This is a genomic window from Halorientalis pallida (assembly GCF_004118325.1).
Classification (GTDB): domain Archaea; phylum Halobacteriota; class Halobacteria; order Halobacteriales; family Haloarculaceae; genus Halorientalis; species Halorientalis pallida.
In genome coordinates this window covers 69,326-94,047 of record NZ_RDFA01000010.1, presented here as the reverse complement: position 1 = coordinate 94,047, position 24,722 = coordinate 69,326, and the positions used below count along the sequence as shown (strand labels likewise).

At 68.4% G+C, this 24,722-nt stretch carries 24 protein-coding genes; 12 read left to right on the top strand and 12 right to left on the bottom strand.

From position 1 onward, the window contains the following. The 3 genes from EAF64_RS20030 to EAF64_RS20020 all read right to left on the bottom strand — a co-directional run. Positions 1-1,170 (bottom strand): cbb3-type cytochrome c oxidase subunit I (locus tag EAF64_RS20030; protein ID WP_193767780.1); only part of this gene is annotated, 1,170 nt, incomplete at its 3' end. Positions 1,171-1,300: 130 nt separating this feature from the next. Next, positions 1,301-3,853: a cation-translocating P-type ATPase gene (locus tag EAF64_RS20025; protein ID WP_129070754.1), complete on the bottom strand. Its 2,553-nt coding sequence runs from the start codon at positions 3,851-3,853 to the stop codon at positions 1,301-1,303. A 127-nt stretch (positions 3,854-3,980) separates the two neighbouring features. Further along, positions 3,981-4,778: an SDR family NAD(P)-dependent oxidoreductase gene (locus tag EAF64_RS20020; RefSeq protein WP_129070753.1), complete on the bottom strand. Its 798-nt coding sequence runs from the start codon at positions 4,776-4,778 to the stop codon at positions 3,981-3,983. A 166-nt stretch (positions 4,779-4,944) separates the two neighbouring features. Between EAF64_RS20020 and EAF64_RS20015 the strand changes: the two genes are divergently transcribed. Continuing rightward, on the top strand, positions 4,945-6,192 hold the full coding sequence (locus tag EAF64_RS20015) for a DUF4382 domain-containing protein (RefSeq protein ID WP_227739069.1): 1,248 nt from the start codon (positions 4,945-4,947) through the stop codon (positions 6,190-6,192). On the opposite strand, the gene EAF64_RS20010 is transcribed toward EAF64_RS20015, so the two are convergent. Next, positions 6,189-6,947 carry an SDR family NAD(P)-dependent oxidoreductase gene (locus EAF64_RS20010; protein ID WP_129070752.1) on the bottom strand — a complete coding sequence of 253 codons (759 nt, stop codon included), beginning with the start codon at positions 6,945-6,947 and terminating at the stop codon, positions 6,189-6,191. The genes EAF64_RS20015 and EAF64_RS20010 overlap by 4 nt on opposite strands. A 138-nt stretch (positions 6,948-7,085) precedes the next feature. Here EAF64_RS20010 and EAF64_RS20005 point away from each other — a divergent pair, with 138 nt between their 5' ends. From EAF64_RS20005 to EAF64_RS19975, 7 genes are all read left to right on the top strand, one after another. Further along, the gene (locus EAF64_RS20005) at positions 7,086-7,592 is read left to right on the top strand and encodes a DUF7342 family protein (RefSeq protein WP_129070751.1); all 507 of its coding nucleotides are present in this window, start codon (positions 7,086-7,088) and stop codon (positions 7,590-7,592) included. Next, positions 7,589-8,077, top strand: coding sequence for a hypothetical protein (locus tag EAF64_RS20000; RefSeq protein WP_129070750.1), 489 nt, complete (start codon positions 7,589-7,591; stop codon positions 8,075-8,077). Before EAF64_RS20005 ends, EAF64_RS20000 begins: the two co-directional genes overlap by 4 nt. A gap of 49 nt (positions 8,078-8,126) precedes the next feature. Beyond that, positions 8,127-9,338, top strand: coding sequence for an MFS transporter (locus EAF64_RS19995; RefSeq protein WP_129070749.1), 1,212 nt, complete (start codon positions 8,127-8,129; stop codon positions 9,336-9,338). Between the two features lie 69 nt (positions 9,339-9,407). Next, positions 9,408-11,570 (top strand): DNA mismatch repair endonuclease MutL, encoded by a 2,163-nt coding sequence (gene mutL, locus EAF64_RS19990; protein WP_129070748.1) that lies wholly within the window; start codon positions 9,408-9,410, stop codon positions 11,568-11,570. Between the two features lie 88 nt (positions 11,571-11,658). Further along, positions 11,659-12,630: a sugar kinase gene (locus EAF64_RS19985; RefSeq protein WP_129070747.1), complete on the top strand. Its 972-nt coding sequence runs from the start codon at positions 11,659-11,661 to the stop codon at positions 12,628-12,630. Positions 12,631-12,739: 109 nt separating this feature from the next. Further along, on the top strand, positions 12,740-13,960 hold the full coding sequence (locus EAF64_RS19980; protein ID WP_129070755.1) for a carboxypeptidase-like regulatory domain-containing protein: 1,221 nt from the start codon (positions 12,740-12,742) through the stop codon (positions 13,958-13,960). 120 nt (positions 13,961-14,080) lie between these two features. Beyond that, positions 14,081-15,439, top strand: a complete 1,359-nt coding sequence (locus EAF64_RS19975; RefSeq protein WP_129070746.1) for an MFS transporter — start codon at positions 14,081-14,083, stop codon at positions 15,437-15,439. A gap of 3 nt (positions 15,440-15,442) precedes the next feature. Here the strand turns inward: EAF64_RS19975 and EAF64_RS19970 are convergent, their stop codons facing one another. Together EAF64_RS19970 and EAF64_RS19965 are read right to left on the bottom strand one after the other, a co-directional pair. Then, on the bottom strand, positions 15,443-16,216 hold the full coding sequence (locus EAF64_RS19970; RefSeq protein WP_129070745.1) for an SDR family NAD(P)-dependent oxidoreductase: 774 nt from the start codon (positions 16,214-16,216) through the stop codon (positions 15,443-15,445). Positions 16,217-16,354: 138 nt separating this feature from the next. Continuing rightward, on the bottom strand, positions 16,355-17,533 hold the full coding sequence (locus EAF64_RS19965) for an MBL fold metallo-hydrolase (protein WP_129070744.1): 1,179 nt from the start codon (positions 17,531-17,533) through the stop codon (positions 16,355-16,357). A gap of 105 nt (positions 17,534-17,638) precedes the next feature. Between EAF64_RS19965 and EAF64_RS19960 the strand changes: the two genes are divergently transcribed. Beyond that, positions 17,639-18,262, top strand: a complete 624-nt coding sequence (locus EAF64_RS19960; RefSeq protein ID WP_129070743.1) for a hypothetical protein — start codon at positions 17,639-17,641, stop codon at positions 18,260-18,262. On the opposite strand, the gene EAF64_RS19955 is transcribed toward EAF64_RS19960, so the two are convergent. The 3 genes from EAF64_RS19955 to EAF64_RS19945 form a co-directional block, all read right to left on the bottom strand. Beyond that, entirely contained in the window at positions 18,259-18,690 is a 432-nt protein-coding gene (locus EAF64_RS19955; protein ID WP_129070742.1) for an acyl-CoA thioesterase, read from the bottom strand. The genes EAF64_RS19960 and EAF64_RS19955 overlap by 4 nt on opposite strands. A 64-nt stretch (positions 18,691-18,754) precedes the next feature. Next, positions 18,755-19,108, bottom strand: coding sequence for a hypothetical protein (locus tag EAF64_RS19950; protein ID WP_129070741.1), 354 nt, complete (start codon positions 19,106-19,108; stop codon positions 18,755-18,757). Between the two features lie 42 nt (positions 19,109-19,150). Further along, positions 19,151-19,753 (bottom strand): DUF6663 family protein, encoded by a 603-nt coding sequence (locus EAF64_RS19945; protein ID WP_129070740.1) that lies wholly within the window; start codon positions 19,751-19,753, stop codon positions 19,151-19,153. Between the two features lie 104 nt (positions 19,754-19,857). On the opposite strand from EAF64_RS19945, the gene EAF64_RS19940 reads away from it, so the two are divergent. From EAF64_RS19940 to EAF64_RS19930, 3 genes are read left to right on the top strand one after another with little or no spacing between them, the layout of a single operon-like run. Next, positions 19,858-20,460, top strand: coding sequence for a hypothetical protein (locus EAF64_RS19940; RefSeq protein WP_129070739.1), 603 nt, complete (start codon positions 19,858-19,860; stop codon positions 20,458-20,460). Between the two features lie 30 nt (positions 20,461-20,490). Further along, positions 20,491-21,405 carry a cobalamin-binding protein gene (locus tag EAF64_RS19935; protein WP_129070738.1) on the top strand — a complete coding sequence of 305 codons (915 nt, stop codon included), beginning with the start codon at positions 20,491-20,493 and terminating at the stop codon, positions 21,403-21,405. Between the two features lies 1 nt (position 21,406). Next, positions 21,407-21,835 carry a desampylase gene (locus tag EAF64_RS19930; protein ID WP_129070737.1) on the top strand — a complete coding sequence of 143 codons (429 nt, stop codon included), beginning with the start codon at positions 21,407-21,409 and terminating at the stop codon, positions 21,833-21,835. Here EAF64_RS19930 and EAF64_RS19925 read toward each other — a convergent pair. From EAF64_RS19925 to EAF64_RS19915, 3 genes are all read right to left on the bottom strand, one after another. Further along, the gene (locus EAF64_RS19925) at positions 21,811-22,179 is read right to left on the bottom strand and encodes a DUF5658 family protein (RefSeq protein WP_129070736.1); all 369 of its coding nucleotides are present in this window, start codon (positions 22,177-22,179) and stop codon (positions 21,811-21,813) included. The two genes, EAF64_RS19930 and EAF64_RS19925, sit on opposite strands and share 25 nt — an antisense overlap. A gap of 86 nt (positions 22,180-22,265) precedes the next feature. Then, positions 22,266-23,102: an SAMP-activating enzyme E1 gene (ubaA, locus tag EAF64_RS19920; protein WP_129070735.1), complete on the bottom strand. Its 837-nt coding sequence runs from the start codon at positions 23,100-23,102 to the stop codon at positions 22,266-22,268. 58 nt (positions 23,103-23,160) lie between these two features. Then, complete coding sequence (locus tag EAF64_RS19915; RefSeq protein ID WP_129070734.1) at positions 23,161-24,663, bottom strand: carboxypeptidase M32; 1,503 nt, start codon at positions 24,661-24,663, stop codon at positions 23,161-23,163. Positions 24,664-24,722: the final 59 nt, after the last annotated feature.

The window sequence follows — 24,722 nt, the reverse complement described above, 5'->3', positions numbered from 1 at the left end:
CATCGGGGTCGTCAGCCGAAGCTTCCCGTTCCACATCGTCGTGATCCAGTTGAACACCTTCACCGCGCTCGGTATCGCGATGGCGAGTGAGACGGCCATGAAGCTGGCCCGCAGCCGCGGGTCCATCCCGGTCGTGAACATGTGGTGAGCCCATACGCCGAAGGAGAGGACGCCGATAGCCAGCGTCGAGTAGACGACGAACTTGAACCCGAACAGCTTCCGACCCGAGAATTTCGGCAGGATGAAACTCACGAGCCCCATCGGCGGGAGCACGAGGATGTACACTTCGGGGTGACCGAAGAACCAGAACAGGTGTTGCCACAGCATCGTTCCGCCACCCTCGATGGCGAAGAACGTCGTCCCGACGTTCCGGTCCAGCAGGAGCATGATCAGCGCGCTCCCCAGCAGGGGGAAGGCGAAGAGGATCAGCCCCGACTGGGTGAGCATCGTCCAGGAGAAGATGTCCAGGTTCGCCCAGGAGACGTCCTCGCCGCGCTCGGTCCAGATCGTCGCGATGAAGTTGATCGCACCGAGGGTCCCGGAGATGCCGACGAGATGCAGGCCGAGCATCATCAGATCGGCACCTGCCTGTGGCTGCTCGGCCGACAGCGGCGGGTACATCACCCAGGAGGTCTGGGCAGGACCGATCGAGGGGAGCAAGAAGCCACCCCAGACCAGCAACGCACCGGGCGGAAGCAACCAGAACGCGATGGCGTTGATCCGCGGGAACGCCATGTCGTCGGCTCCGATCAGCAGCGGGATGAAGTAGTTGCCGAAGGCGGCGAGCATGGGCGTCCCGAAAAGTAGCAACATCGATATCCCGTGGCTGGTCAGGAAGGCGTTGTAGAGGTTCGCGTCGAGCAACGCGCCCGCAGGCAGCAGTAGCTGTGCGCGCATCAGGACGGCCATGAGCCCACCGACGGCGAAGACGGCGACGGCGTAGACGCCGTACAGTATGCCGATGTCTTTGTGATCGACGGTGGTGAGCCACCGGACGATCCCACCGGGCTTTTCTTCGTAGGCCTGGCCGGCTTCGCCGTACCCGTCCCCGTCAGCCCCGATCGGTGACGGCGTGTACGAACGCCAGTCCACGACGCGCGCGAGGGCGACGGTCACCACGAGCAGGAACACGATCGTGATCCCGGTCAGTACTAGCCCACCGGTTGCCATGGGTGGCGGTACCACGGAGAGGGTAATCAAAGACCGGATCTGCTAGCTCGTCGATGGGTGCGAGCGCGCGACAGGACGGCTGTGGCCGCGGTTCACCACACGAGCGCCAGCGACGCCCCGCGACCATCGGTCAGACGGATTCGGCCCGAGTCCGCCGTTTCGAGAGCCACCCGACGACCAGCAGGATCGGCGTGCCGACGGCGACGACGCCGGCCAGCAGGCCCCAATCCGCGAGCGAGAGCGGGACCGTCCCGAAGTACTGCGAGAGGGGCGTGTACAGCACCGCGAGGTGGAGCGTGAGCGAGGCCCCGACCGCCAGCGCCAGCCACAGGTTCGACAGCAGGGGCGTGTCCCGCGTCCAGCGCACCACGTACAGTTTGGCGAACTCGAAGACGACGAAACCGGTGAAGACCATCGTCATCGCGTAGGGGGTTCTGCTGGCCGCGCCACCCAGCGTGTAGAGCATCAGCCCGAACATCAGTGCCGTCATCGTCAGCCCGGCGCCGCCGACGAAGGTGAGCATCGAGCGGTCGACGATACCGGCGTCTTTGTCCCGCGGGTCGCGGGCCATCACGTCCCCGCCGGGATCGGTCCCCAGCGCCAGCGCCGGCAGGCCGTCGGTCAGCAGGTTGATCCAGAGCAACTGGACCGGCGGCAGGATGAGATAGCCGTACAGTGAGGCCCCGAGGACGATCGCCACCTCGGCGGCGTTCGCACTGAGCAGGTACGCGACGAACTTCCAGACGTTGTCGAAGATCACCCGACCCCGGCGGATGGCCGATCGGATCGTCGCGTAGTTGTCGTCCAGCAAGATTACGTCGCTGGCCTGTTTGGCCACGTCGGTCCCCCGGATGCCCATGGCGATGCCGATGTCGGCGTGTTTCAGCGCGGGTGCGTCGTTGACGCCGTCGCCCGTCATCGCGACCGTGTGACCCACGTCCTGCAGGGCCTCGAGGATTCGCACTTTGTGGGACGGTTCCGCGCGGGCGAAGACGCTCACTTCCGCGACGCGTTCCCGGAGCGTGGCGTCGTCCATCGCCTCGACCTCAGCGCCGGTCAGGACCGAGGAGTCGATGCCGATGCGCTCGGCGATGGCCCCCGCGGTGAGGGCGTTGTCGCCGGTGATCATCGTCACGTCGATGCCGGCGCGGTGGGTGTCGGCGATAGCCTCGGCGACCTCCTCGCGGGCGGGGTCGATCATCCCCATCAGGCCGACGAAGATCAGATCGTCCTCGATATCGCCCTGCGTATCGTCCTTGCGGGCGAAGGCCAGCACCCGGAGCGCGTCGCCGGCGAAGGACTCGATCCGTTCCTGAATCCGCTCGCGACCGGCGTCGTCGAGCGGTTCGGCCCCCTCGGCGGTCTGGACGCGGTCGGCCCGGTCGAGGATCACCTGCGGTGCGCCCTTGACGTAGACCACGTCGTCGTGGACGGTCGCCATCCGCTTGCGTTCGGCCGAGAAGGGGCGTTCGTCGGTCCGCGGGGTGGTCTCGCGCAACTCGTCCACGTCGAGTCCGCAGTCGGCGGCGGCCCGGACCAGCGCCACCTCGGTCGGGTCGCCGTCCTCGGTCGTCGCGTCGTTACAGAGCGCGCCGATCTCCAGGAGGTCGCCGAGGCGGTCGCCGACGGTGTCGTCGTCCAGATCCACGGTCGCGTCGTGGACCCACGCCCGCCGGGCGTGCATCTCGCCCTCGGTGAGCGTCCCGGTCTTGTCTGTACAGACCACGTCGACCGAGCCGAGGCCCTCGACGGCCGGCAGGGTCCGGACCAGCGCGTTCTCGTCGGCCATCCGGCGGACGCCCAGCGCCAGCGTGAGGGTGACCACCGCCGGAAGCCCCTCTGGGACCGCCGCCACGGCCAGCGAGATGGCAGTCAGGGCGGCTTGAATCGGTTCGGTCCCGCCGGCGAGCAGGAGACCGACGACGAGCACCGACAGCACGGCGACGCCGGCCCCGAGCTTGCGGCCCAGCGAGTCCAGGTCGCGCTGGAGCGGCGTCCCTTCGTCTTTGGCGGCCAGCAGTGAGGTAGCGATCTCGCCCATCGCGGTCTCCATGCCGGTCTCGACGACGACCGCGACGCCCCGCCCGCGGGTGACGTTCGTCCCCTTGTAGATCATGCTGGTCCGTTCGGCCATGGGTGTCCCGGCCTCGACGGGCTCGGTGCCTTTCGCGACGGGGACGCTCTCGCCAGTCAGGGCCGCCTCGTCGACCTCCAGCGAGTCGGTGCCGAGCAGACGGCAGTCGGCCGGTACCACGTCCCCCTGAGAGAAGACCACCACGTCGCCGGGTACCAGCGTCGTCGCGTCGACGGTCTCCTCGGTGCCGTCCCGGCGGACGGTGACCTCGGGCGCGGCCAGTTCCTGGAGCGCGGCGAGGCTCTGCTCGGCGCGGTACTCCTGGACGAACCCGAAGACGCCGTTTGCCAGCAGGATGACGGCGATCAATACTGCGTCGACGATTTGGCCGACAGCCACGGAGAGTACCACTGCACCGATCAGCACCCAGATGAGCGCGCTGGAGAACTGCGCCAGGAAGATCCACAGCGGGCTCCGGCGCTGGTCGGCGGTGAGTTCGTTTCGCCCCTCGCGTTCGAGGCGGTCGGCGGCTTCGGCCTCGGAGAGCCCCGATTCGGTCGTCTCCAATCGATCGATAACGTCGTCGCTCGGTTCGGTGTACCAGTCCATCGATTGTCCCCGTCGATCCGACAGGCGGCGGGTCGATCCGCCACCCGCGATTCGAGAACCGATTGACGACGGGAGGGCTTAAGCGTGGGCCCCGGGGCAGTTCGTGCCCGAGGGCGACGGGACCGCGTTACTGCAGGCCCAGATCGTGTTGCATCGAGTTGCCCGGCCGCGGGACGCCCTTGACGGTGACCGTCTCGCCGGTCATGAACGCCGCGGCGGGCGAGACGAGGAACTGCACCACGTCGGCGATGTCCTCACCGTAGCCGATCCGGCGGTCCACCTGGTCGCGCGGGGGCATGTCCTCGCTGTCGATGCCCAGCGTTTCGGCGACCCCCGGCGTCTGAATCAGGCCGGGCGCGACGCAGTTGATCCGGATGCCGTCGTCGTTCCACTCGGTCGCGACGGTCTCTGTGAGCTGGATGATTCCCGCCTTCGCCGTCGAGTAGTGGCTCTCGTTGGGTGCGGGATGCTGGCCGTTGACGCTGGCCACGTTGACGATCTTGCCCCCGCCGTCCTCGCGCATGTGTTCACCGGCGACCTGCATCCCGTGGACGGTGCCCATCACGTTCAGATCGAGGATAGAGTCGAACCCGTTGGGCGAGATGTCCTCGAAGGGCGCGACGAACTCCCCGCCGGCGTTGTTGACCATGATATCGAGACCGCCGAACTCCTCGACGACTTCCTCGACGAACGCTTCGACCTGCTCGCGCTCGCGGACGTTACACTCCACGGCCAGCGCCTCGCCGTCGACGTCGCTGTCGTTGATCTCGTCTGCCACGGGACCCACCCGGTCCATCTCCCGGGAGCAGATGCCCACGTTCGCGCCGCCAGCCGCGAGTGTCTCCGCGATCGAGCGTCCGATACCCTGACTCGCACCGGTGACGATGGCCGTCTCGCCGGCCACGCCGAAGTCTGCTTCGTGCATCGGCGGATGGGCGAGCGCGAGCGAAATGATTCTACCGGTGGCTTTCGGGGCGGGGCCCGGTCGAAGGAACGGGGACCGACCCGCGAGGGCACGCACCTCACAGACCCACGGTACCGGTTCTCGTGACGGCCACAAGAGATATTCCCGGCATCGGCAAGTACCGGGTATGCGAACGAAGGCACTCACAGCGCTGGCGCTCGCCGGCATGCTCGTACTCGCGGGCTGTTCCGGCGGCGTCGACACTGGAACGCCGACCGCCGCGGACGGCACACCGACCACGGCGGACGGGACGCCGGCCGAGGGGACGAGCAGTGTAGTGATCACGCAGGCGGCACAGGCTGGCGTGAACTTCTACGTCAGCGACCAGGAGAACGCCATCGCGGACTTCGAGCACCTGAACGTCACCATCTCTGAGATCGGCTTCCAGCGGGCCGAGGGCGGCTGGTCCGAACACGCCGTCGACAACCGGACTGTGGACCTCACCCGGCTGCAGGGTGCGAACGCGACGCGGCTGACCACGGTTCAGCCGGAGAACGGCACGTACACCAAGGTGTTCGCGTACGTGAGCGACGTGAACGCGACGCTGACCACAGGCGAACAGGTCCGCGTGAAACTGCCCAGCGAGAAGTTACAGTTGAACTTCGAGTTCACCGTCGGCGCGAACGCGTCGACCGACTTCGTGTTCGACATCGCCGTCCACAAGGCCGGCAACAGCGGGAAGTACATCCTCCGGCCGGTCGTCAGCCAGTCCGGCACGGACGTGCCCATCGAGCCCGTCGGCGAGGACCTCGACGTCGAGTTCGTCGACGAGGAGGCGGTCACCCGCGGCGGGACCGCGACCCTCGAAGTGACGCGTGACGACGAACCAGTCGCGAACGCCACGGTCGAGATCGACGGCCAAGCGGTCGGCACCACCGACGCCGACGGTCGCGTCACCGTCGCGAGTCCCGACGAGAAGAAGTTCAAGCTGGTCGTCGGGGCCGGCGACGACGTGGCCGACCTCCGCGTGACGTTCGAGCGCGAGGGCGACGAGAGCGAGATGGAGGCCGAGGAGGGCGAGGACGAACGCGAGGACGATGAGCGCGACGAGGACGAGCGCGACGAAGACGACCGCGAGGAGAACGAAACGGAGTCCGACGCCGACGACGACGATGCCGACGACCGCGAGGACGACGACGAGCAGAGCCTGAACGCGACGGTCGTCGGCGATGTCCCGCCGGGCGGGAACGCGACGATCTCGGTGACGGCCAACGGATCGGCGGTGGCGAACGCCACGGTGACGGTCGACGGGGAGCGGGTCGGCACGACCGGCGCCGACGGCCGGATCACGGTGGCCGTGCCGGCAGAGGCCGAGGCGTTCGAGGTCGAAATCAGCGCGGGCGAACGTGAAGCGGAACTCGAAACCGAATTCTAACAGCAGGAGAAGCCGCCGTCGATCACCAGCGCCTGCCCGGTGATCCAGTCGGCCTCGTCGGAGGCCAGGAACAACATCGCGTTGGCCACGTCCTCCGGTTCACCCAGCCGCTTCAGCGGGTAGTGCCGTGACATCTCTTCTTTCCGAACCTCCCACTCCTCGGCGGTCTGTCCCTTCCGGGGCATCGGCGTGTCGGTCACGCCGGGACAGACCGCGTTCACTCGGACGCCCGCGGGACCGACCTCCCCGGCGATCGCTCGCGTGAAGTTCACGACCGCGCCCTTCGACAGCGAGTAACCGGTCAACTGGGGCGCGCCGATGACGCCCGCCAGCGAGGCCGTGTTGACGATGGCACCCGACCCCTGCTCCCTGAAGTGGGGCAGGACGGCCTGACAGCCGTTCCAGACGCCCTTGACGTTCACGTCGAGGACGCGGTCGCGTTCGTCGTCTTCGATACTCTCGAAGTCCATCCGGTCGTGACTGACCCCGGCGTTGTTCAGCAGGATGTCGAGGCCGAACTCCTCGGCGGCGGCGTCGGCCGCCGCCCGGAACGCGTCGCCGTCGCGCACGTCCAGTTCGTGTGTCGCGACCTCGCCGCCCAGGTCCTCGACCAGCTCTGCGGTCCCGTCGAGACCCTCGGTGTCGACGTCGGCGGCGACGACAGTCGCGCCTTCCTCGGCGAATCGTTCCGCGGCGGCCCGACCGAGCCCGGAGCCTGCACCAGTGACGAACGCCGTCTTGCCTTCGAGTCGCATACCCCTGCCTGTCGCGGATGGGACTTAAGCGGCGGGGGCAGGACGGGAACCCGAACTGGGCGGGAATCCAGAGCACGACCACGGACGAATCGTTTGAGTTAGAGACAGAATTCTTGCTTTGGAACTCGAAAAGTCCGTATGAGCGAGACTTGGGTGGAGAACACGTCGACGTTCGACCGGGTGAAAAGCGTCGCGCTGACGCTCTCGGAACCGCGGTCAGCCGCGTGGGTCGGGTCGGAAGCACAGGTCGCGGAGAACACGGCCCGGAACCACCTGGAGCGACTGGCCGACCTCGGCGTCCTCACGGCGACGACCACGGAGCAGGGCGCGGCCTACGCGCCTGATCCCGTCTACACCCGGTCTCAGGACATTCGCGAACTCGTCGATGGGCGAACAGAAGACGAACTCGCCGCGGTGGCGGCCGACGTACAGGAGGAGCTACAGGGATACAGAGAGACCTACGACGCCGACTCACCCGAAGCGCTCCGGGCGTCCGTCGCCGACGCCGACCGCACGCCCGACGCGGCGCGTGAGCGACTGGAAGCCGCGTCCGACTGGGAGTACGCCCGCTATCGACTCTCGCTGCTCCGCGACGCGCTGGATCACTACGACACGTACACCTCGTCTCGTTCTGCCTCTGCATGACGCCCGACGGGTCGCCGGACGCCGGTGCCGAGCGACATCGGATTCTCCGGCAACTCCGCCAGCAACTCGAACAGCGTCCGGCGGTCGAGTCCGCGCGCGGACAGACAGATGGAGGCTACGCTGAGGTCACGGCCCGTATCGAACCCAACAGTTTCGGCCGTCCCGCAGATTCGGGCACGCTTCGACTCGTCTGTCACCCGAATCCGGACGTAGCGGACGGCGACGGCCGCCCGGATCCCGCCGGCCCGTCCGTCGCCGGCCCGCGAACGAACTTCGGCGCGATGTTCAAACTCCACTACAGCGAAACCGGGGGCTACGACTACGGGTTCCACAACGAACCGAACGCCCACGTCGACGGCTGGTTTCACTTTCAGGAGCGGCCCGATCCCAACACCGAGTACGACTACGAACCGGCGACGCTCGATGCCCGAACGCCCACGGCCGCGCTCTGGGAACTGCTCGACTTGTTAGCGAATCGACTCTAGAGCGGCGGAGAAGACGCCCTTTAGTATCGGCGACTCGACCCTCCGTCGAATGACTTCGTCGGTCGCGTCGCGCCGCTACGGCCTCGTCGTCGCCGGGGCGCTCTGTTACACCAGCCTCACCTTCGTCTGGTTCAGCCTGCCGGCCTACCTGGCGACGATCATCGCCGAGGTCGGGCTCAGTGGGACGGAAGCGGGCCTGCTCGCCGGCGCGGTCCCGCTGACCTACATCCCCATCGCGCTGTTCTCGGGCCTCGCGGTCGACCGGATCGGGCCGGCCCGGAGTCTCGCGGTCGGCCTCGTCGTGACCGGAATCGCCCAGATCGCCCGCAGCATCGCGGGCGGGTTTCCCAGCCTGCTCGCGGCCACCCTGCTCCTGGGCGTCGGCGCGACGGCGATCACCTTCGGTCTCCCGAAACTCGTCTCCGTGCTCTTCCCGCCCGCCGAGACCGGTCTGCCGTCGTCGCTGTACATGGTCGGCGCGGCCGCCGGGACGGCGGGCGCGTTCGGGCTGGGTCGACCCGTCGTCGGGCCCCTGCTGGGGGGGTGGCGGCCGCTCTTCCTCTGGAGCGGCGTCGCCGCCCTCGGGTACGCGGTCGTCTGGATCGCGGTCGTCCGTGTCGTGCCCATCGGCGGTGGGGACGGAGCCGCGAACGGCGACCGGGAGCGCGCGTCGTCCTCGGTCCGGACGGACCTCCGGCGAGTCCTGGGCCACCGCGATCTGCGGCTGATGGTCGTCCTCGGTGTGGTCTACCTCGCGCTGGTTCACGGGTTGCAGGGCTGGCTCCCGACGGTACTGGAGGCTCGCGGCCTGTCGGCCGACCGAGCGGGTCAGACGACCACCCTACTGGTCGGTGCGAAGGTCGTCGGCGTCTTGGCGATCCCGACGCTGGCCGACCGGATCGACGCGCGACGCGGGGCGGTGATCGGTTGTGGCGGCCTCGCGGCCGTCGGCGTCGCGGGCGTCGTCGCGGGCGGTGCCACGGCGGTCGCGGCGCTGGGCATCGTGATCGCCGGCCTGGGCGTCGGCGGACTCTCGCCGCTGATCCGGGCGATGCCGCCGAACCTGGAGGGAATCGGGCCGGAGCTGACCGGCGTCGCGGTGGGCCTCGTCTTCGCCGTCGGCGAGATCGGCGGCTTCCTCGGTCCCGTCCTCGTGGGGTCGCTCCACGACCTGACGGGTTCGTACGTCCCCGGGTTCGGCGTGCTGGTCGGGGGCGGCGTCGTCGCGGTGGTCGTCGGGGCGGCGCTGGGCGACGTGTAGCGTCCGTCCTGGCGTCACTCGGCCTCGCTGTCGGCATACTCAAGTACGTGAGACTGTCACTCCTGTGCAATGAGCGAGGACGGGACGATCAGGGAACTCGACGGGCAGACCGTCGAGCGGATCGCGGCCGGCGAGGTCGTCGAGCGCCCGGCCTCGGTGGTGAAGGAACTCGTCGAGAACAGCCTCGACGCCGACGCGTCCAGAGTGGCGGTCGCCGTCGAGTCCGGCGGCAAGGACGGCATCCGCGTCAGTGACGACGGGATCGGCATGACCGAGGCCGAAGTTCGCAAAGCCGTCCAGGAACACACGACCTCCAAGATCAGCGACATCGAGGATCTCGAAGCCGGCGTCACGACGCTGGGCTTCCGGGGCGAGGCGCTCCACGCCATCGGCGCAGTCTCGCGGCTGACCGTCGAGACGCGACCGCGGGGTGGCGACAGGGGCACCCGACTCCGTGTCGAGGGCGGCGAGGTGACGACCGTCGAGCCGACCGGCTGTCCCGAGGGCACGACCATCGAGATCGAGGACCTGTTTTTCAACGTCCCGGCCCGCCGGAAGTACCTCAAACAGGACGGGACGGAGTTCGCCCACGTCAACGACCTGGTCACGAGCTACGCGCTGGCGAACCCGGAGGTGGCCGTCTCACTCGAACACGACGGCCGCGAGACGTTCGCCACGACCGGCCAGGGTGACCTCCAGAGCGCCGTGCTGTCGGTCTACGGCCGCGACGTTGCGAAGGGGATGGTGGCAGTCGATCCGGGCGAGAGGGGCGACGGGGACGACGAAACAGACGACCTCCCGGAGGGTCCCCTCGACGGCGTGGCCGGGCTGGTGAGCCATCCCGAGACCAACCGGGCCAGCCGCGAGTACGTCACGACCTACGTCAACGGCCGGTACGTCCGGTCCGCGACGGTGCGGGACGCGGTGGTCTCCGCCTACGGCAACCAGCTCGCGCCCGACCGCTATCCCTTCGTCGTCCTCGATCTCTCCCTGCCGGCCGACACCGTGGACGTGAACGTCCACCCCCGAAAGATGGAGGTCCGCTTCGCCGACGCCGAGGGCGTGGCCGAGCAGGTCCGGGCCGCCGTCGAGGACGCTCTCCTCCGGGAGGGGCTGATCCGTTCGTCGGCCCCCCGTGGCCGGAGCGCGCCCGAGCAGACCGAGATCGCGCCCGACCGCGGTGAGAGCGCGACCGACGCGGCCGACGTGGACGAGTCGACGGGGCAGAGTGACGGAGGGACCGAGGCCGACACTCCCGAAGCACCCGAAACCACGACCCGCTCGCCCATCGGTCCGGACGACGTGCGGGACGCCGATCCGGAGCAGCCGAGCGGGACCGACCGAGCGGCCGAAGCGGAGACGGACACCGGTGCCGGCGACGACGCCGGCACGGTCGAGGGACAGGAGAGCGGGCGGACCCGAAACGGGGGAGGGGGTCGGGCGGCCGGGGAGGCCAGCGCCGGGTCGTCACCCGCCGGGGGCACCGATGCGGGATCGGTCGCCCAGGAGGGAGACGACGAACCGACTACCCCGCACGACCGGGGGAGCGACGGCCGGTTCCGGCCGGGGACCGATCAGGCGCGGCTCGGCGACGGCGAGCCGGCGACGGACGAGCGCGAGTCGTTCGACAGCCTGCCGTCGATGCGCGTGCTGGGCCAGTACCGGGACACGTACCTCGTGGCCGAGACCGACGACGGGCTGGTGTTGATCGACCAGCACGCGGCCGACGAGCGGGTCAACTACGAGCGGTTGCGCGAGCGCTTCGCGGAGGGGGCGACGAGTCAGGCGCTGGCCGAGCCGGTCGAGTTGTCCCTGACGGCCCGCGAGGCGGCGCTGTTCGAGGAGTACGAGCCGGCCCTGCGACGGCTGGGGTTCCGGGCCGAGCGGAAAGACGAGAGAACCGTCGAGGTCCGGACCGTCCCGGAACTGGTCGCACAGGCGGCCGGGCCGGAGTTGATCCGGGAGGTGCTGTCGGCGTTCGTCACGGGCGAGTCGGCGGCCGCGGAGACCGTCGACGCGGTGGCCGACGACCTGCTGGCGGACCTGGCCTGCTACCCTTCGATCACGGGCAACACGTCGCTGACGGAGGGGTCGGTCGTCGCGCTGCTGTCGGCGCTGGACGACTGCGAGAACCCGTGGGCCTGCCCGCACGGGCGGCCGGTCGTCATCGAGTTCGATCACGACGAGATCGAGAACCGGTTCGAGCGGGACTATCCCGGTCACGGCGGGTGAGCCCGGCGGCCGGGAGAGGGCGGGCGCGACGGTGTCGGCGTGCGAACCCACCACACGAACTAAACCCCCCGACTCCGATGTTGGAGATATGACACAGCTGGTGACGTTCGGGGAGGCGGTGTTGCGGTTGTCGCCGCCGCCGACGGCACGACTGGAGACGGCCGAACAGTTCGACGTGTGGACGACGGGGGCGGCGAGCAACGTCGCGGTCGCGGCGAGCAGACTGGGGACCGACGTGGCCTGGATGTCGAAGCTGTCGGACACGCCGCTGGGCCGGCGGGCGGTCTCGACGCTTCGCGGGCACGGGCTCACGGCCGACGTGACTTGGGCCGACGCCGACGAGGGGCGCCAGGGACTGACCTTCTACGAGCACGGCACGACGCCCCGGAGGAGCACGAGCGTCGACGACCGCGACAGGACCGCGCTGGAGACCATCGAACCAGGCGGGTTGGCGATGGACACCGTCCAGAACGCCGAGACGGTGTTCGCCAGCGGCGAGTCGCTGGCGCTCTCCGAGGACGTGGTCGAGACGACACAGGCGGTGTTGCGGGCCGCTGGCGGCAAGTCGGTCCTCGGGCTGGACTATCGACCCGACCTGTGGTCGAGCGAGGACGCCCGCGAGACGATCACCGAGCTGTTCCCGGCCGTCGACGTGTTCGTCACCAACACGGAGGAGGCTCAGCGCGTGCTGAAACAGACCGGCAAGCCACCCGAGATGGCCCACCAACTCGCCAACGAGGGTGACTTCGAGACGGTCGTGATGACCCGGGGCGAACACGGGGCGCTGGTCTGGCACGACGCGACGATCCACGAGCGCGACGCCGTCGAGACCGACGCCGTCGACGTGACCGGGCAACACGACGCCTTCGTCGGGGCGTTCCTGGGTCGGCGGCTGGCCGGCGACGACGTGGGCGGCGCGCTGGCCCACGGGGTGGCCGCGGCGGCGCTGACCCGCACGATCCACGGGCCGGTCCCGACCATCGACCCCTCGGAAGTCGAGCACGTCGTCGCGGACCTCGACGACGGCTCACCGGGTGGCGGCGGCGGTCCCCTCAGATAGCTCGACACGGGTCGAGGGCCTCGATCCTGGCCTCGCAGGCATCTTTTCGGGACGGCGTCGGTCGGTGACAGCCGACAAACGTATATGAGAGTGTTCCGACTCACCGGACATGAACCGGACAACGACGTTGCTTCTCGCTGTCGTCGTCGTGGTGGCCGCCGTTCCGGCGGTAGCGACCGCAGGGACGACACAGAGCGACCTCGTCACGCTCACCGTCACGGTCGAGAACGAGGCCGGGATGGCCGTCGGCGGTGCGGAGCTGACCGCGACCTGGGACGACGGGAACCGGACGGCGACGACCGCCTCGAACGGCCAGGCGCTGATCGACGTGCCGCAGGGTGCAGACGTGGATATCTCCGTCCAGAGCGACGAGTACGTGCGAAACACGCCCTACGAGGTCGACAGCGTCGGCCAGGAGTCGGTGACGATCACCGTCGCCGAGAAGGGCACCGCCGAGGTTCAGGTGCGCGACGGCAACGGTGTGCCGGTCAACAACGCCGTCGTCCAGTTGTTCCACGACGGCGAGACCGTCGTGAACGCCCGAACGAACTCGAACGGAGTCCATCAGAGCGGCACCATCGAACAGGGCGAGTACACGCTCCGCGCGTTCAAGTCCGGATACGAGTCCAACGGAACGACGTTCGATGTGGACGGTGACGTGAGCATCACGACCCGCATCCAGACGGGGTCGGTGATCGCGACCTTCGAGGTCCGGGACGACCACTTCGACCCGGCGGAACCGGTCGAGGGCGCGTCGATCTCGATCCCGGCGATTCCCACCAGCACGACGACGCTCGCCGACGGCGAGGCGACGGCCAGCGTCCCCGTCAACTCCGATCTCGAGGTGCGGATCACCAAGGACGGCTACGAGACGGTGAACGAAACCCTGGAGGTCGGTGAACGTGACACGTCGCTCGACGCGACCATCCGGAAGACCGAGGCGCTCAACATGGCCATCTCGGACGCACAGATCCTGGCGAACGGCAGCATCCGGATCACGCTCACGAACGAGTACGGAACGCCACAGGAGGGTGTGCCGGTCATGCTCGACGGTGAGCAGGTCGGCGAGACCGACGAGAGCGGCGAACTCGAGGTCCGGATCGCCGATCCCGGCGAACACACGATCAGCGCCGAGTCCGAGGGACTCTCGGACAGTTCGACCGTCGAAGCCGTCCGGCCGGGCGGTCCGACACCCGAGGACACCGCCACCGAAGTCGAAACCACCGACGACGAGTCGACGACCTCCAGCGGTATCGGTCCCGGCTTCACGCCCGTCGCCGCCGTCGTGGCCGCCCTGCTGGCCGTCCTCGTCCTGCGACGGCGCGCCTGACCGGCACGACGGACGGTCGATTCGGACACGCCGCCCGCCGGGCGCTGTTTTGGTTTGAGTACGTTCCACACAGGAGCCGTCGGAACCGCGATTTAACTCGGCCACCTCCCAAGGCGTAGTATGGCCGACGCCGCCGGGGAGGGACGCGCCGAGGACGACGGGGAGAGCGTGCTGGGGACGCTCCGGGCCTTCTTCGCGCTCGAACGGGACGTGTTAGTCCTCTCGGTGGCGATGTTCGCCTTTAGTCTCGGCTTCCAGATGACCGGCCGGTACGTGCCACGCTACATGAGCCTGCTGGGCGCTGGCGGACTGGCTATCGGACTGTACGGCACCGTCGGCAACCTCATCAGCGCGGTCTATCCCTATCCCGGTGGGGCTCTCTCCGACCGGATCGGGTCGCGACTGGCGTTGACGGCGTTCGGACTGGCCTCGACGGTCGGCTTTCTGGTGTGGCTGGCCGCCCCGCTGTTTGGCACCGTCACCGTCGACCTCTCCGTCCTCCCGCTCGTGACCGTCGAGGCGGTCGTCCTCCCCGTGGGTATCTTCCTCGGCCTCTTCCTCGCCCAGGCCTGGAAGTCGTTCGGGCTCGGCGCGACCTTCGCGGTGGTGAAACAGGCCGTCCCGCCCGACCGGCTGGCGACCGGCTTCGCGAGCACCGAAACCGTCCGTCGGTTGGCCTTCCTCGTCGGGCCGCTGCTCGCGGCCGGCCTGATCGCCGTCTACGGGTTCGATGTGGGCTTTCAGGCGGTGCTCCTCGTGGCCGCCGCGTTCGGGCTGGTCGCGACGGTCGCCCAGCACGTCCTCTACGACTCCAGCGACGACAGTATCGGGAAGACCTTCGCGGGACTGTCGGCGGTCGCCGACGACCTCCGATCCATGCCGCCAGCGCTCCCACCGCTGCTGGCGGGCGACACGCTCGTGCGCTTCGCCAACGGCATGGTGTACGTCTTCTTCGTCATCGTCGTCACGGAGTTTCTGACGGTCGACGCGACGCTCCCGCTCGTGGGCTATCTCTCGCCCGACGCCCTCTTCGGCGTCCTGTTGGCCGTCGAGATGGTCGTCGCGCTGATGTCGATGGTCCCGGTGACGAGACTCGCCGACCGGATCGGACTCAAGCCCGTGGTCGCGCTCGGCTTTTCGGTCTACGCGATCTTCCCAGTCTTGTTGATCAACGCGCCCGCCGACCCGCTGATCGTGGGCCTGCTCTTTGCGTTCTCGGGGCTCAGGTTCGCCGGTCTGCCCGCCCACAAGGCGTTGATCGTCGGTCCGGCCGAGCAAAACGCCGGCGGCCGGGTCACTGGCGCGTACTACCTCTTGCGGAACACGCTCACCATCCCGAGCGCGCTGGTCGGCGGGTACCTCTACGACGCCGTCTCGCCGGAACTGGCCTTCGGCGTGGCCACGGCCATCGGCCTGCTCGGGACCGGCGTGTTCCTCGTCTTCGGCAAAGAGTTCGATCCGAACGGGACGGGAGGATGAGCGCTATCCGCCGCCGGAGGCCCGGTAGCCGCCGTCGACGAGCAGGCCCTCGCCGGTGATCCAGGAGGCCTCGTCGGAGGCCAGGAAGACGATGGCGTCGGCGATCTCCTCGGGTTCGCCAAGGCGACCGAGCGGGTAGCCCTCCTCCATCTTCTTCCGGGCGGCCTCGGGGTCGTCCGAGGTGGCGAGCATCTGCTCGACCAGCGGCGTGTCGGTGAAGCCCGGACAGACCGTGTTGGCCCGGACGCCGTCGCGGCCGGCCTCGGAGGCGACGGCACGCGTGAAGTTCAGGACCGCGCCTTTGGTCATCGAGTAGGCGGCGTTGCGCGGCAGGCCGAAGACGGATGCCAGCGAGCCGACGTTGACGATGGCCCCGTGGCCCTGCTCTTTCATCAGCGGGAGCGCCGCGTGACAGCCGTTCCAGACCCCCTTCAGGTTCACGTCGATCACGAAGTCCCGCATCGACTCGTTGATGTCCTCCACGACGGCGGGCGGGTGGCCCGTCCCGGCGTTGTTGATTATCACGTCCAGCCCGTGTTGCTCGTGGACGGCCTCGACGGCCGCCTGGAACTCGTCGGCCTGGGTCACGTCGACGCGGTGGGCTTCCGCGCCACCGGTGTCGAGACCCTCGACCTTCTCGGCGGTCTCCTCGGCGCTCTCCTCGTCGACGTCCGTCGCGATTACATAGGCACCCTCCTCCGCACAGCGCAGCGAAGTGGCCTGCCCGATACCGGACCCGGCACCGGTGATGAACACCGTCTTGTCTTCCAGTCGCATGCCCCGAACGATTCGCTCCACCGTCATAAATCTACCAGAATTAGCAGTGGCAGATTTCGGGTTTCCAGAGTTAGCGTAGGCTGGTTTTTCAGCACTAGCTGGAAACGGAAACGGCCGTTTCGTTCGTGTCCGTAACACTCACTCCCCGAGCGATGGAGTGGCGGCGCAGTTGTTCGGCCCGAGTTCGACCTCGAAGGCCGCGGCGTCGTCCAGGTCCGCCAGCCCGAGGTTGGCGGCGACGATGCGCTCGAAGTTGTCGGGCTGGGGCGGCATGTCCCGCACGATCCGGGCGGTGAACGCCGTCCGATCCATATCGAAGACTGGCAGACGCTCGCGCAGGTCCCCGAGGTTGGCAGCGAAAGCGCCGTCCGCGTCGGGGTCGGTGCCCTCGCTGTAGTGGCCCGGCGCGACCAGCGTGTCGTCGTCGAAGTCGGCCAGCCGTTCGATCAGGGACTCGTACAGCTGGGCCGCCAGCGCCTCCGCGCCGCCCTCGCCGCGCTGGAGGTCCGGCCGGGCGACCGATTCGAGAAAGAGGCTGTCCCCCGACAGGAGCACGTCGCCGACGGCGAACCCGGTCGTCCCCGTCGTGTGGCCGGGCAGGTGGACCGCACGGAGGGTCGCGTCGCCCGTCTCGATCTCTTCGCCGTCGATGATCGTCTCCACGTCGTACTCGACACCGCGCTGGTGGCTCAACCGGGGCAAGACGGCCGTCGCGCCGGTTTCGTCTGCGAGTTCCCGGAGCCCGCTGACGTGGTCGGCGTGGACGTGCGTGTCCACGACGGTCGTGATCTCGGCGTCCCGCTCTGTGGTCGCCGCGACGTACCGGTCGCTGAAGGCTCTGAGCGGGTCGATCACGGCGGCCTCGTCGCCGGCGACGACGAGATAGGAGAGACAGCCACTCGCTGGCCGCTGGAACTGGAGGACCGTCGCGGCGTCACAGGGCAGTTCGACCGTGCGGGCGACGCGGGCCCAGCCCTCCATGCCCTCGTCGAGGTTGTGGGCGTCGAGCCCGGCCTCGGTGAGCAGGCCGGCGACGTAGGCGCTGGCTTCGCCCTTGCCACAGACGACGGTGATCGGCCCGTCGCCGCCGATCTCTTCGGCGCGGTCGGCCACTGCGTCCTGCACCTCCGCCTGGAGCCACTGCATGTACGGGATCAGGCTCGCCTCGACCGACGGACCCGTTATCTGCCAGTCCTCGAACTCGTCGCGGTTGCGCACGTCGAGCAGGCGGACGGGGTCGCCGGCGGCCAGTCGACCGGCCAGCCAGTCCGGCGACCGCGAGTCGACCGCCACGTCGGGTTCGGGGTAGTCGCTCATGCCCGTGGGTAGGCCGCCGTCGTGAATAAACGACCCGGGAATGGGGGCGACGAGCGGCCGTGACGGGCCCGGGAAGCTAAGCCGCCGGCTGACCAACGCGACGGTATGGACGGACAGCAGCTTCTCGACCGGGTTCGGGAGAACGAACGAACTGCCCTCGAACGCCTCGGCTCGGACAAGGCCCTGCTGGCCGCGACCGGGGCCGACCTCGACACCGACACCGTGCTGGGCGTACTGGCCGCCACCGAACTGTTTCACGCCGACGCCTTCCGGCGGTGGAGCGAGGAAACCGACGACGAGCGCGTCGCCGAGGCCTTCGAGACGGCCACCGAGACCGCGGGCGATCACGCCGACCGCCTCGACGCGGACTTGGAGGCGATACCCGACGAGAGCGGACTCGAAACGGGGGTCGGCGGGCAGGACGACGACGTGACGCGTGCCGGGGCCGGCCTCGTGGGGGCGTCGCTGGTGCTGGACCGCATCCTGTTGCAGGCGGTCAACTTCTTCGTCAACGAGGCCGACGAGCGACGGGCGGATCTGATCCGCGAAGTCCGGACCGGGGCCGACGACCGGCGGGACGCGGGGCTGGCGTTGCTCGAGGACAGCTGCGGGTCCGACGAGGAGTGGGAACGAGCCGCGACGGCGGCCGAGGCGGCCGTCGCGGCGGCGTACGACGACTACGTCGAGGCCCTGGAGGGCATGGGGATCGACCCGAAACCGGTCTGTTAGCTCTCTTGGGGCGGCGTCTCCTGGAACGCGGCGACGGCCTCGCGGAAGGCGTCGGGAATGCGGGTCGTTTCGCCGGTCTCGCTGTCGACGGCGACGTGGGTGACGGTGCCCTCCGCGAGGAGTTCCTCGTCGTCGGCCCGCCGGGCGACGTACTCGCCGGTCATGCTCGACTCGCCGATGCGCTCGATCCGGTAGCCGTGGACCAGTTCGTCGGCGAAGGTGGCCTGGCCGCGGTAGTCCATGTCGACGTTGACGACGTGGACGTCCCACCCGGCCGTCTCGACGTCCTGGTAGCTGTACCCGATCTCGCGGAGAAAGGCCGAGAAGGTCTCGTCCTGGAACGTGACGTAGTTGGCGTAGAAGACGACGCCCTGCATGTCGGTCTCCTCGAAGCGCACGCGGTTCTCCCAGACGACAGGGACGTTCATGCCCGAGGAGGGCGAGCGCCCGGCAGTTAATCCTACCGGTGGGTCTGGGGACAGGTCGCCCCGCTCAGGCTGTCTCGACGGTCTCCAGCACGCGCTGTGAGAACTCGGTTTCGGTGATCTCGTCGCGGCCCAGCCGGCGGAACCACGCGGCCTCGGCTGCCCACGACCCCAGTCGCTCGCCCTCCAGGTCGGTGACGACTGCCCGGAGGTCGACCGGCTCCCAGCCCTCCGCGCGGAACTCCCGGAGGACGTTACAGAGTCGGCCGATGTCTCGGTCGGGGACGGTCCCGCTCTCCCCGGCGTGGACGGTCTCGTAGGTGATCTCGAGGGGATCGCCCCGTTCGAAGTCGGTCACGTAGATGCCGTGGCTCACGAGGCGGTTCTCGATGCGCTCGTAGATATCCTCGGGGGTGGACATAGCCCACCTAGCGCCGAACGGGGCTTGGCTCTTGGGGCGGGTTCAGGGATGTTCGGGGTCGTACTCGTCGTGGAGCGTCTCGGCGAGCAGACCGCCGGCATCCAGCGCGATGTAGATCACGAAGAACGGTTCGGTCGCGGGGCGGATACAGAACACCTCGTAGGGCGGTTCGACGCCGCCGGTCTCGATCTTCCCGAGCATCGGTTCGATGGTCTTGCGGCCGTCACAGAACTCGGCGAACAGGTCACGTTCGCCGGCCTGTCTTGCGACGACGTAGAGGACGCCGTTGGGCTCGCCGTCGGTGTCGAACGTCTGGGTCGGGTAGATCGGCATCTCCTCCCTGCGAGCCTCCTGGAAGGTCTCCGTGGCGCGCTCGAAGATGTCTGCCGTGTCGTCGGCGACGAACAGCAGTGTGCGGGTCAGGACGGTCAGGTCGGTGATGGTGGCCGGTTCCTGGCTCCAGTCGAGCGTGGCCTCGACGAGGTAGCCCGGGCGGAGGTCGGCGACGGCGTCGGCCAGGGGCTCGTCGTACCCGTCTGCGCGGACGTAGGTCGGCTGTTCGGTTCCCTGCTCGACGAAGTTCAGCTCCCCCTCGTCGCGGTCGCTCCCGTAGACCCGGTAGGTCCCGGACTCGGTCGCCGTCATCACCGACACTTGCCCTGCCGGCCATTTAGACTCACGGATGCGATACGATCCGGAACCCTATTATACAGAACGCGAAACCTTGCGGAGAGGCAGAGTGAACGCGCATGGGCAAGGTTTCAATAACCGGGAGTGAATTCGAGATCGAGGTGGTCTCGCGTGGCGAACAGGTTACGTTTCGACTCGTCGTCGAGTACGAGACCGACGGGAGGCATCGGTTCGTCGAGCGGATGCCGCTGTCCGCCGAGTCCCGCTCGGAAGTGACGACCAACGCTGTGTCGGCGGCACTGACCGAGTGGGCGGCCGAGCGCGACGTGGCGGACGTGGTCGGGTTCACCGTCGTCGAAGAGCAGGTCGCGCGTCGCGGCGGCGAGACACCGGACGCCAAGGACCAAGCGTTGCTCGTGGACCCGTCGGACCGGGAGACCACCTCCGAACAGACCTCGGAGGAAGCGGTGGCCAGGTCTTCGAGATACGTCGAAGGCGACCACCTGCTCTACTACGAGGGCGGACAGGACAGCACGGTGTACGGCTATACGACCGAAGGCATCGTCGCGGAGGCACCACCCATCGAGCACCAGCACCGCGAGAACGAACCGGACAAGATCCGCCTCGACGTGGGCAAGCGAACCAAGCTCGTCCCGCTGGAGTGGGTCATCGGCCACGCCGGCGAGGCCGACGAACCCATCGACAAACCCCGGGATCTCTGATTTTTTGAGGACGGGGGCCGTAGCAGGCCCATGCGCATCGTCTCGTTGCTCCCCTCGGCGACGGAGATCGTCTACGCCCTCGGTTTGGAACCCGTCGGCACCTCCCACGAGTGTGACTACCCGCCGGCAGCTGCCGGCGTACCCGCAGTCAATCGTTCGCGGGTCGACCCCGAGGCGAGCAGTCGGGAACTAAACCAGCAGGTCGCCGACGCCGAGGAGAGCGGCGACGGGGTCTACGAGATCGATCTGGACACCCTGGAACGACTGGACCCCGACCTGATCGTCTCGCAGGGGATCTGTGACGTATGCGCCGTCGACGAGGTGCTGGTCCGGCAGGCCGTCGAACGGCTCGATCTGGACGCCGCCGTGCTCACGACCGACCCACACAGTCTCGACGACGTGTTCGCCGACATCCGCCGGATCGGGGACGCGACGGGGACGAGTGGGCGCGCGGCGGAACTCGTGGCGGACCTGCGCGAGCGAGTCACGGCGGTCGAGCGGACGGTGGCGGCCGCCGACGAACGTCCACGCGTGGCGGTACTCGACTGGCTCGACCCCGTGATGGTCGCGGGCCACTGGATCCCCGAGATGGTCGAACTGGCGGGCGGCGAGTACGGCATGGCCGAACCGGGCGCGCGGTCCGAACCCCGGGAATTCGCCGCGGTCCGGGAGTACGACCCCGAGGTGCTGGTGGCCGCGCCCTGCGGGTTCGGGCTGGACCAGACCGAGCGGAACCGCGACGACCTGCTCGACCGCGACGGGTGGAACGATCTGCGCGCGGTGCAGAACGGGCGGGTCTTCGCCATGGACGGACACCACTACGTGAACCGGCCCGGCCCGCGGCTGGTCGACACGCTCGAACACCTGGCGGCGTGTGTGCATCCGGATCTGTTCGACGTGCCGCCGAGTTCGGCCGTCCGGCCGTTCCCGGGCGCGCTGGCCTGAGATGCTCGAACTGTCCCGGAGCGTGTACGACGAGCTGATCGCTCACGCTCGGGAACGTGCGCCCGAGGAGTGCTGTGGGGTGCTCGGCGGTCGTCAGGGGGCGGATCGAAGCAGGGCCGACCGCCACCGGCGCGCGTCGAATATCGCGAGCGATCCCGAGACCGCCTACGAACTCGATCCCGAGGAGCAGCTAGCACACATGCAGGCCATCGAGGACGCGGGGCAGGACGTCGTCGGGTTCGTCCACTCGCATCCGGCGGGGCCGCCGAGACCGAGCCGGACGGACGAACGGCAGGCGACCTGGACGGGCTACTCCTACGTGATCGTCGTGCTGGATGGGGCAGAGCCGTTCGTGGGATCGTGGCGCTGGACTGGCGAGCGCTTCCAGCAAGAAACGGTGGCGATTCAGAGCGCGGAGAGCCCGACGTAGACGTTCGTGACGACGATGAGCGTCCCGAGGGCCGTGACGCTCAGGATCCAGGAGCGCCACAGCGGCACCCGCTCGATGGTATCGCGGTAGGTCAACAGCGTGACGCCGACGATCAGCGCGACGGCGGCCTTCATCGCGAGCATCAGCAAGGGGTGGTGGGCGAGCAACTGCCGAACGAAGGGGTTGGCTTCCATCCCGACGTCGCCGGTGAAGGCCAGCGCGATCAACGTCGAGACGGCGTCGCCGAAGCCCCAGACGAACACCAGTGCGAACACCGACTCGACGTACCCGGGCTTTTCGAGGCCGAACGCCGGCAGCTCAGTTTCGAGTGATGAGATTGACATCGGGGGGAAGCCACCTGTGCGGCTACAGGTTGCCGGAAATACATCATAAATATACGCGTCCAGTTATAGAAAATGAAAACTACAAGTCAGTCCGCGCCGATGGCACAGGTCTCGACGTACTCGACGTCCTGGACGGAGGAGATGGCGGGGTCGTCGCCACAGACGGGGCAGTCGGGATCGGGCTGGACCGGGACGTCCTCGAAGGTCATGGCCATCGCGTCGTAGAATATCATCCGGCCGTCGAGCGTGTCGGCCTCGGGTGCGAGGCCAGCGTCCTGGAGGATCCACTTCACCGTCTCCGTGGCCTGAATACAGCCCACGGTCCCGGGGAGGACGCCCAGCACTCCGGCCTCCGAACAGTCGGGGATCTCGCCGGCCGGCGGCGCTTCGGGGAACAGACACCGGTAGCAGGGCTGGCCCTCGGTGAAGGATGTGATCTGTCCCTCGAAGCGGTAGATCGCGCCGTGGGTGAAGGGGACGCCGGCGAGCGTGCAGGCGTCGTTGACGAGAAAACGCGTCTCGAAGTTGTCGCTGCCGTCGACGACGAAGTCGTAGTCGGCGAGCAACTCGTCGACGTTGTCGGCGGTCACGCGAGTCTCGTGGGCGTCGACGGTCACGTCGGGATTGAGCTCGGCGACGAACTCGGCGGCGCTCTCGACTTTCGGGCGGCCCACGTCGGCGTCGGCGTGAACGATCTGACGCTGGAGGTTGGAGCGCTCGACGACGTCGTCGTCGGCGATGCCCAGCCTGCCGACGCCCGCGGCCGCCAGGTACTGGACGATCGGCGAACCCAGGCCGCCGGCCCCGAGGACGAGCACGTCGGCGTCCAGCAGCGCCTTCTGTCCCTCGGGCCCGACGTCGTCCATGATGATGTGCCGGGAGTACCGGTCCAGTTGCGTGGGGTCGAGATTGAGGTCGCTCATGGACCGGCGTAGGCGGGCGGGGCGGTTAAGCGTACGGTCGAACCGACGTTGCGGCGAACTACAGCCCGTAGAGGTCGCCGAACTTCCCGCGAGCGTACTCGACGAAGTAGTCCGCGGTGAAGGCCTCGCCGGTGGCTTCCTCGATCAAGTCGTCGGTGGTGTACCGACAGCCGTGCCGGTGGACGTGCTCGGTGAGCCAGCCGTGCAGCCCGTCGAACTCCCCGGTTCGGATGTCCTCGTCCAGATTGCCGAGGTCGTCCTCGGCCGCCGCGAACAGCTGCGTGGCCAGCACGCTCCCCAGCGAGTAGGTGGGGAAGTAGCCGAAGTTGCCGTGGGTCCAGTGGATGTCCTGCAGACAGCCCTCGGCGTCGGTGTCGGGCCGGACGCCGAGGTACTCGTCCATCTTGTCGTTCCAGACCTGCGGAATCTCGTCGACTTCCAGATCCCCACGCACCAGATCGCGCTCGATCTCGAACCGGAGGATGATGTGGAGGTGGTAGGTGAGTTCGTCGGCCTCGACCCGGATGAGATTGTCCGGATAGATCTGGTTGGCCGCCTCGTACAGCTCGCGGGGGGACACGTCGGTCCCGAGGTGGTCGTTCACCGTGTCCCCGAACAGGTCCCAGAACGGCCGGGAGCGGCCGACGTGGTTCTCCCAGAGCCGGGACTGGGACTCGTGGACCGAGAGGTCCCGCGACTGACCCAGCGGCGTGCCGTACTCGTCCTGTGGGAGTCCGAGCGTATAGGTGGCGTGCCCGAACTCGTGGATCGTCGAACCCAGCGCGTCCAGCGGGTCGTCCGGTTTGAACCGCGTCGTCACGCGGGCGTCGAACTGCGTCCCCATCGAGAACGGGTGGGCGGCGGTGTCCAGGCGACCACGGTCCCAGTCGTAGCCCAGCGTGTCCAGCGCCGCCCGGACGAGTTCTTCCTGGTCCTCTTCGGCGTACGTACCCTCGAAGGGATCGGCGAGGTCGGCGTCGCTGTCCTCGATGTCGTCGATCAGCGGCACCAGTTCCTCGCGCAGGCGTTCGAGGATGCGTTCGGCGGTGTCGATCCCGAGGTAGGGTTCGTACTCCTCGAAGAGGACTTCGTAGGGGTCTCGGTCGGGGTCGATCTGGTTGGCGTACTCGCGTTTCAACTCGACGATCCGTTCGAGCGTGGGGGCGAACTCGTCCCAGTCGTCCTCGGCCTTGGCCTGCTCCCACTTCGGGAGGGCGTTTGAAGTGGTCTCGGAGATCTCCTCGACTAGATCGCCGTCGACGCGGGTTGCCCGCTCGTGTTCGCGCCGGACCTCGCGGACGACGGCGCTCCGGTCGCCATCCAGATCCTGGCCCTCCAGTTCGTCCAGATACCCGGCGAGCTCGTCGTCGGTGAGCAGTTCGTGGTGGAGCGCCGACAGCGCGGCGGTCTGCTGGGAGCGGGCGGGCGTGCCACCTTCGGGCATCGTCACCTGCTGGTCCCAGTTGAGGACCCCAGCGGCGTTGCCGACGTTCGTCATCCGGCGGACGTGGTCGCGCAACGACGCGTACGCGTCCGGACGCTCGGCCTGATCCGTTGCCATGCGCGGATCTTCGGCCGACACGGCAAAAGGGTTGGTACCCCGGCAGTCACCCCCATACC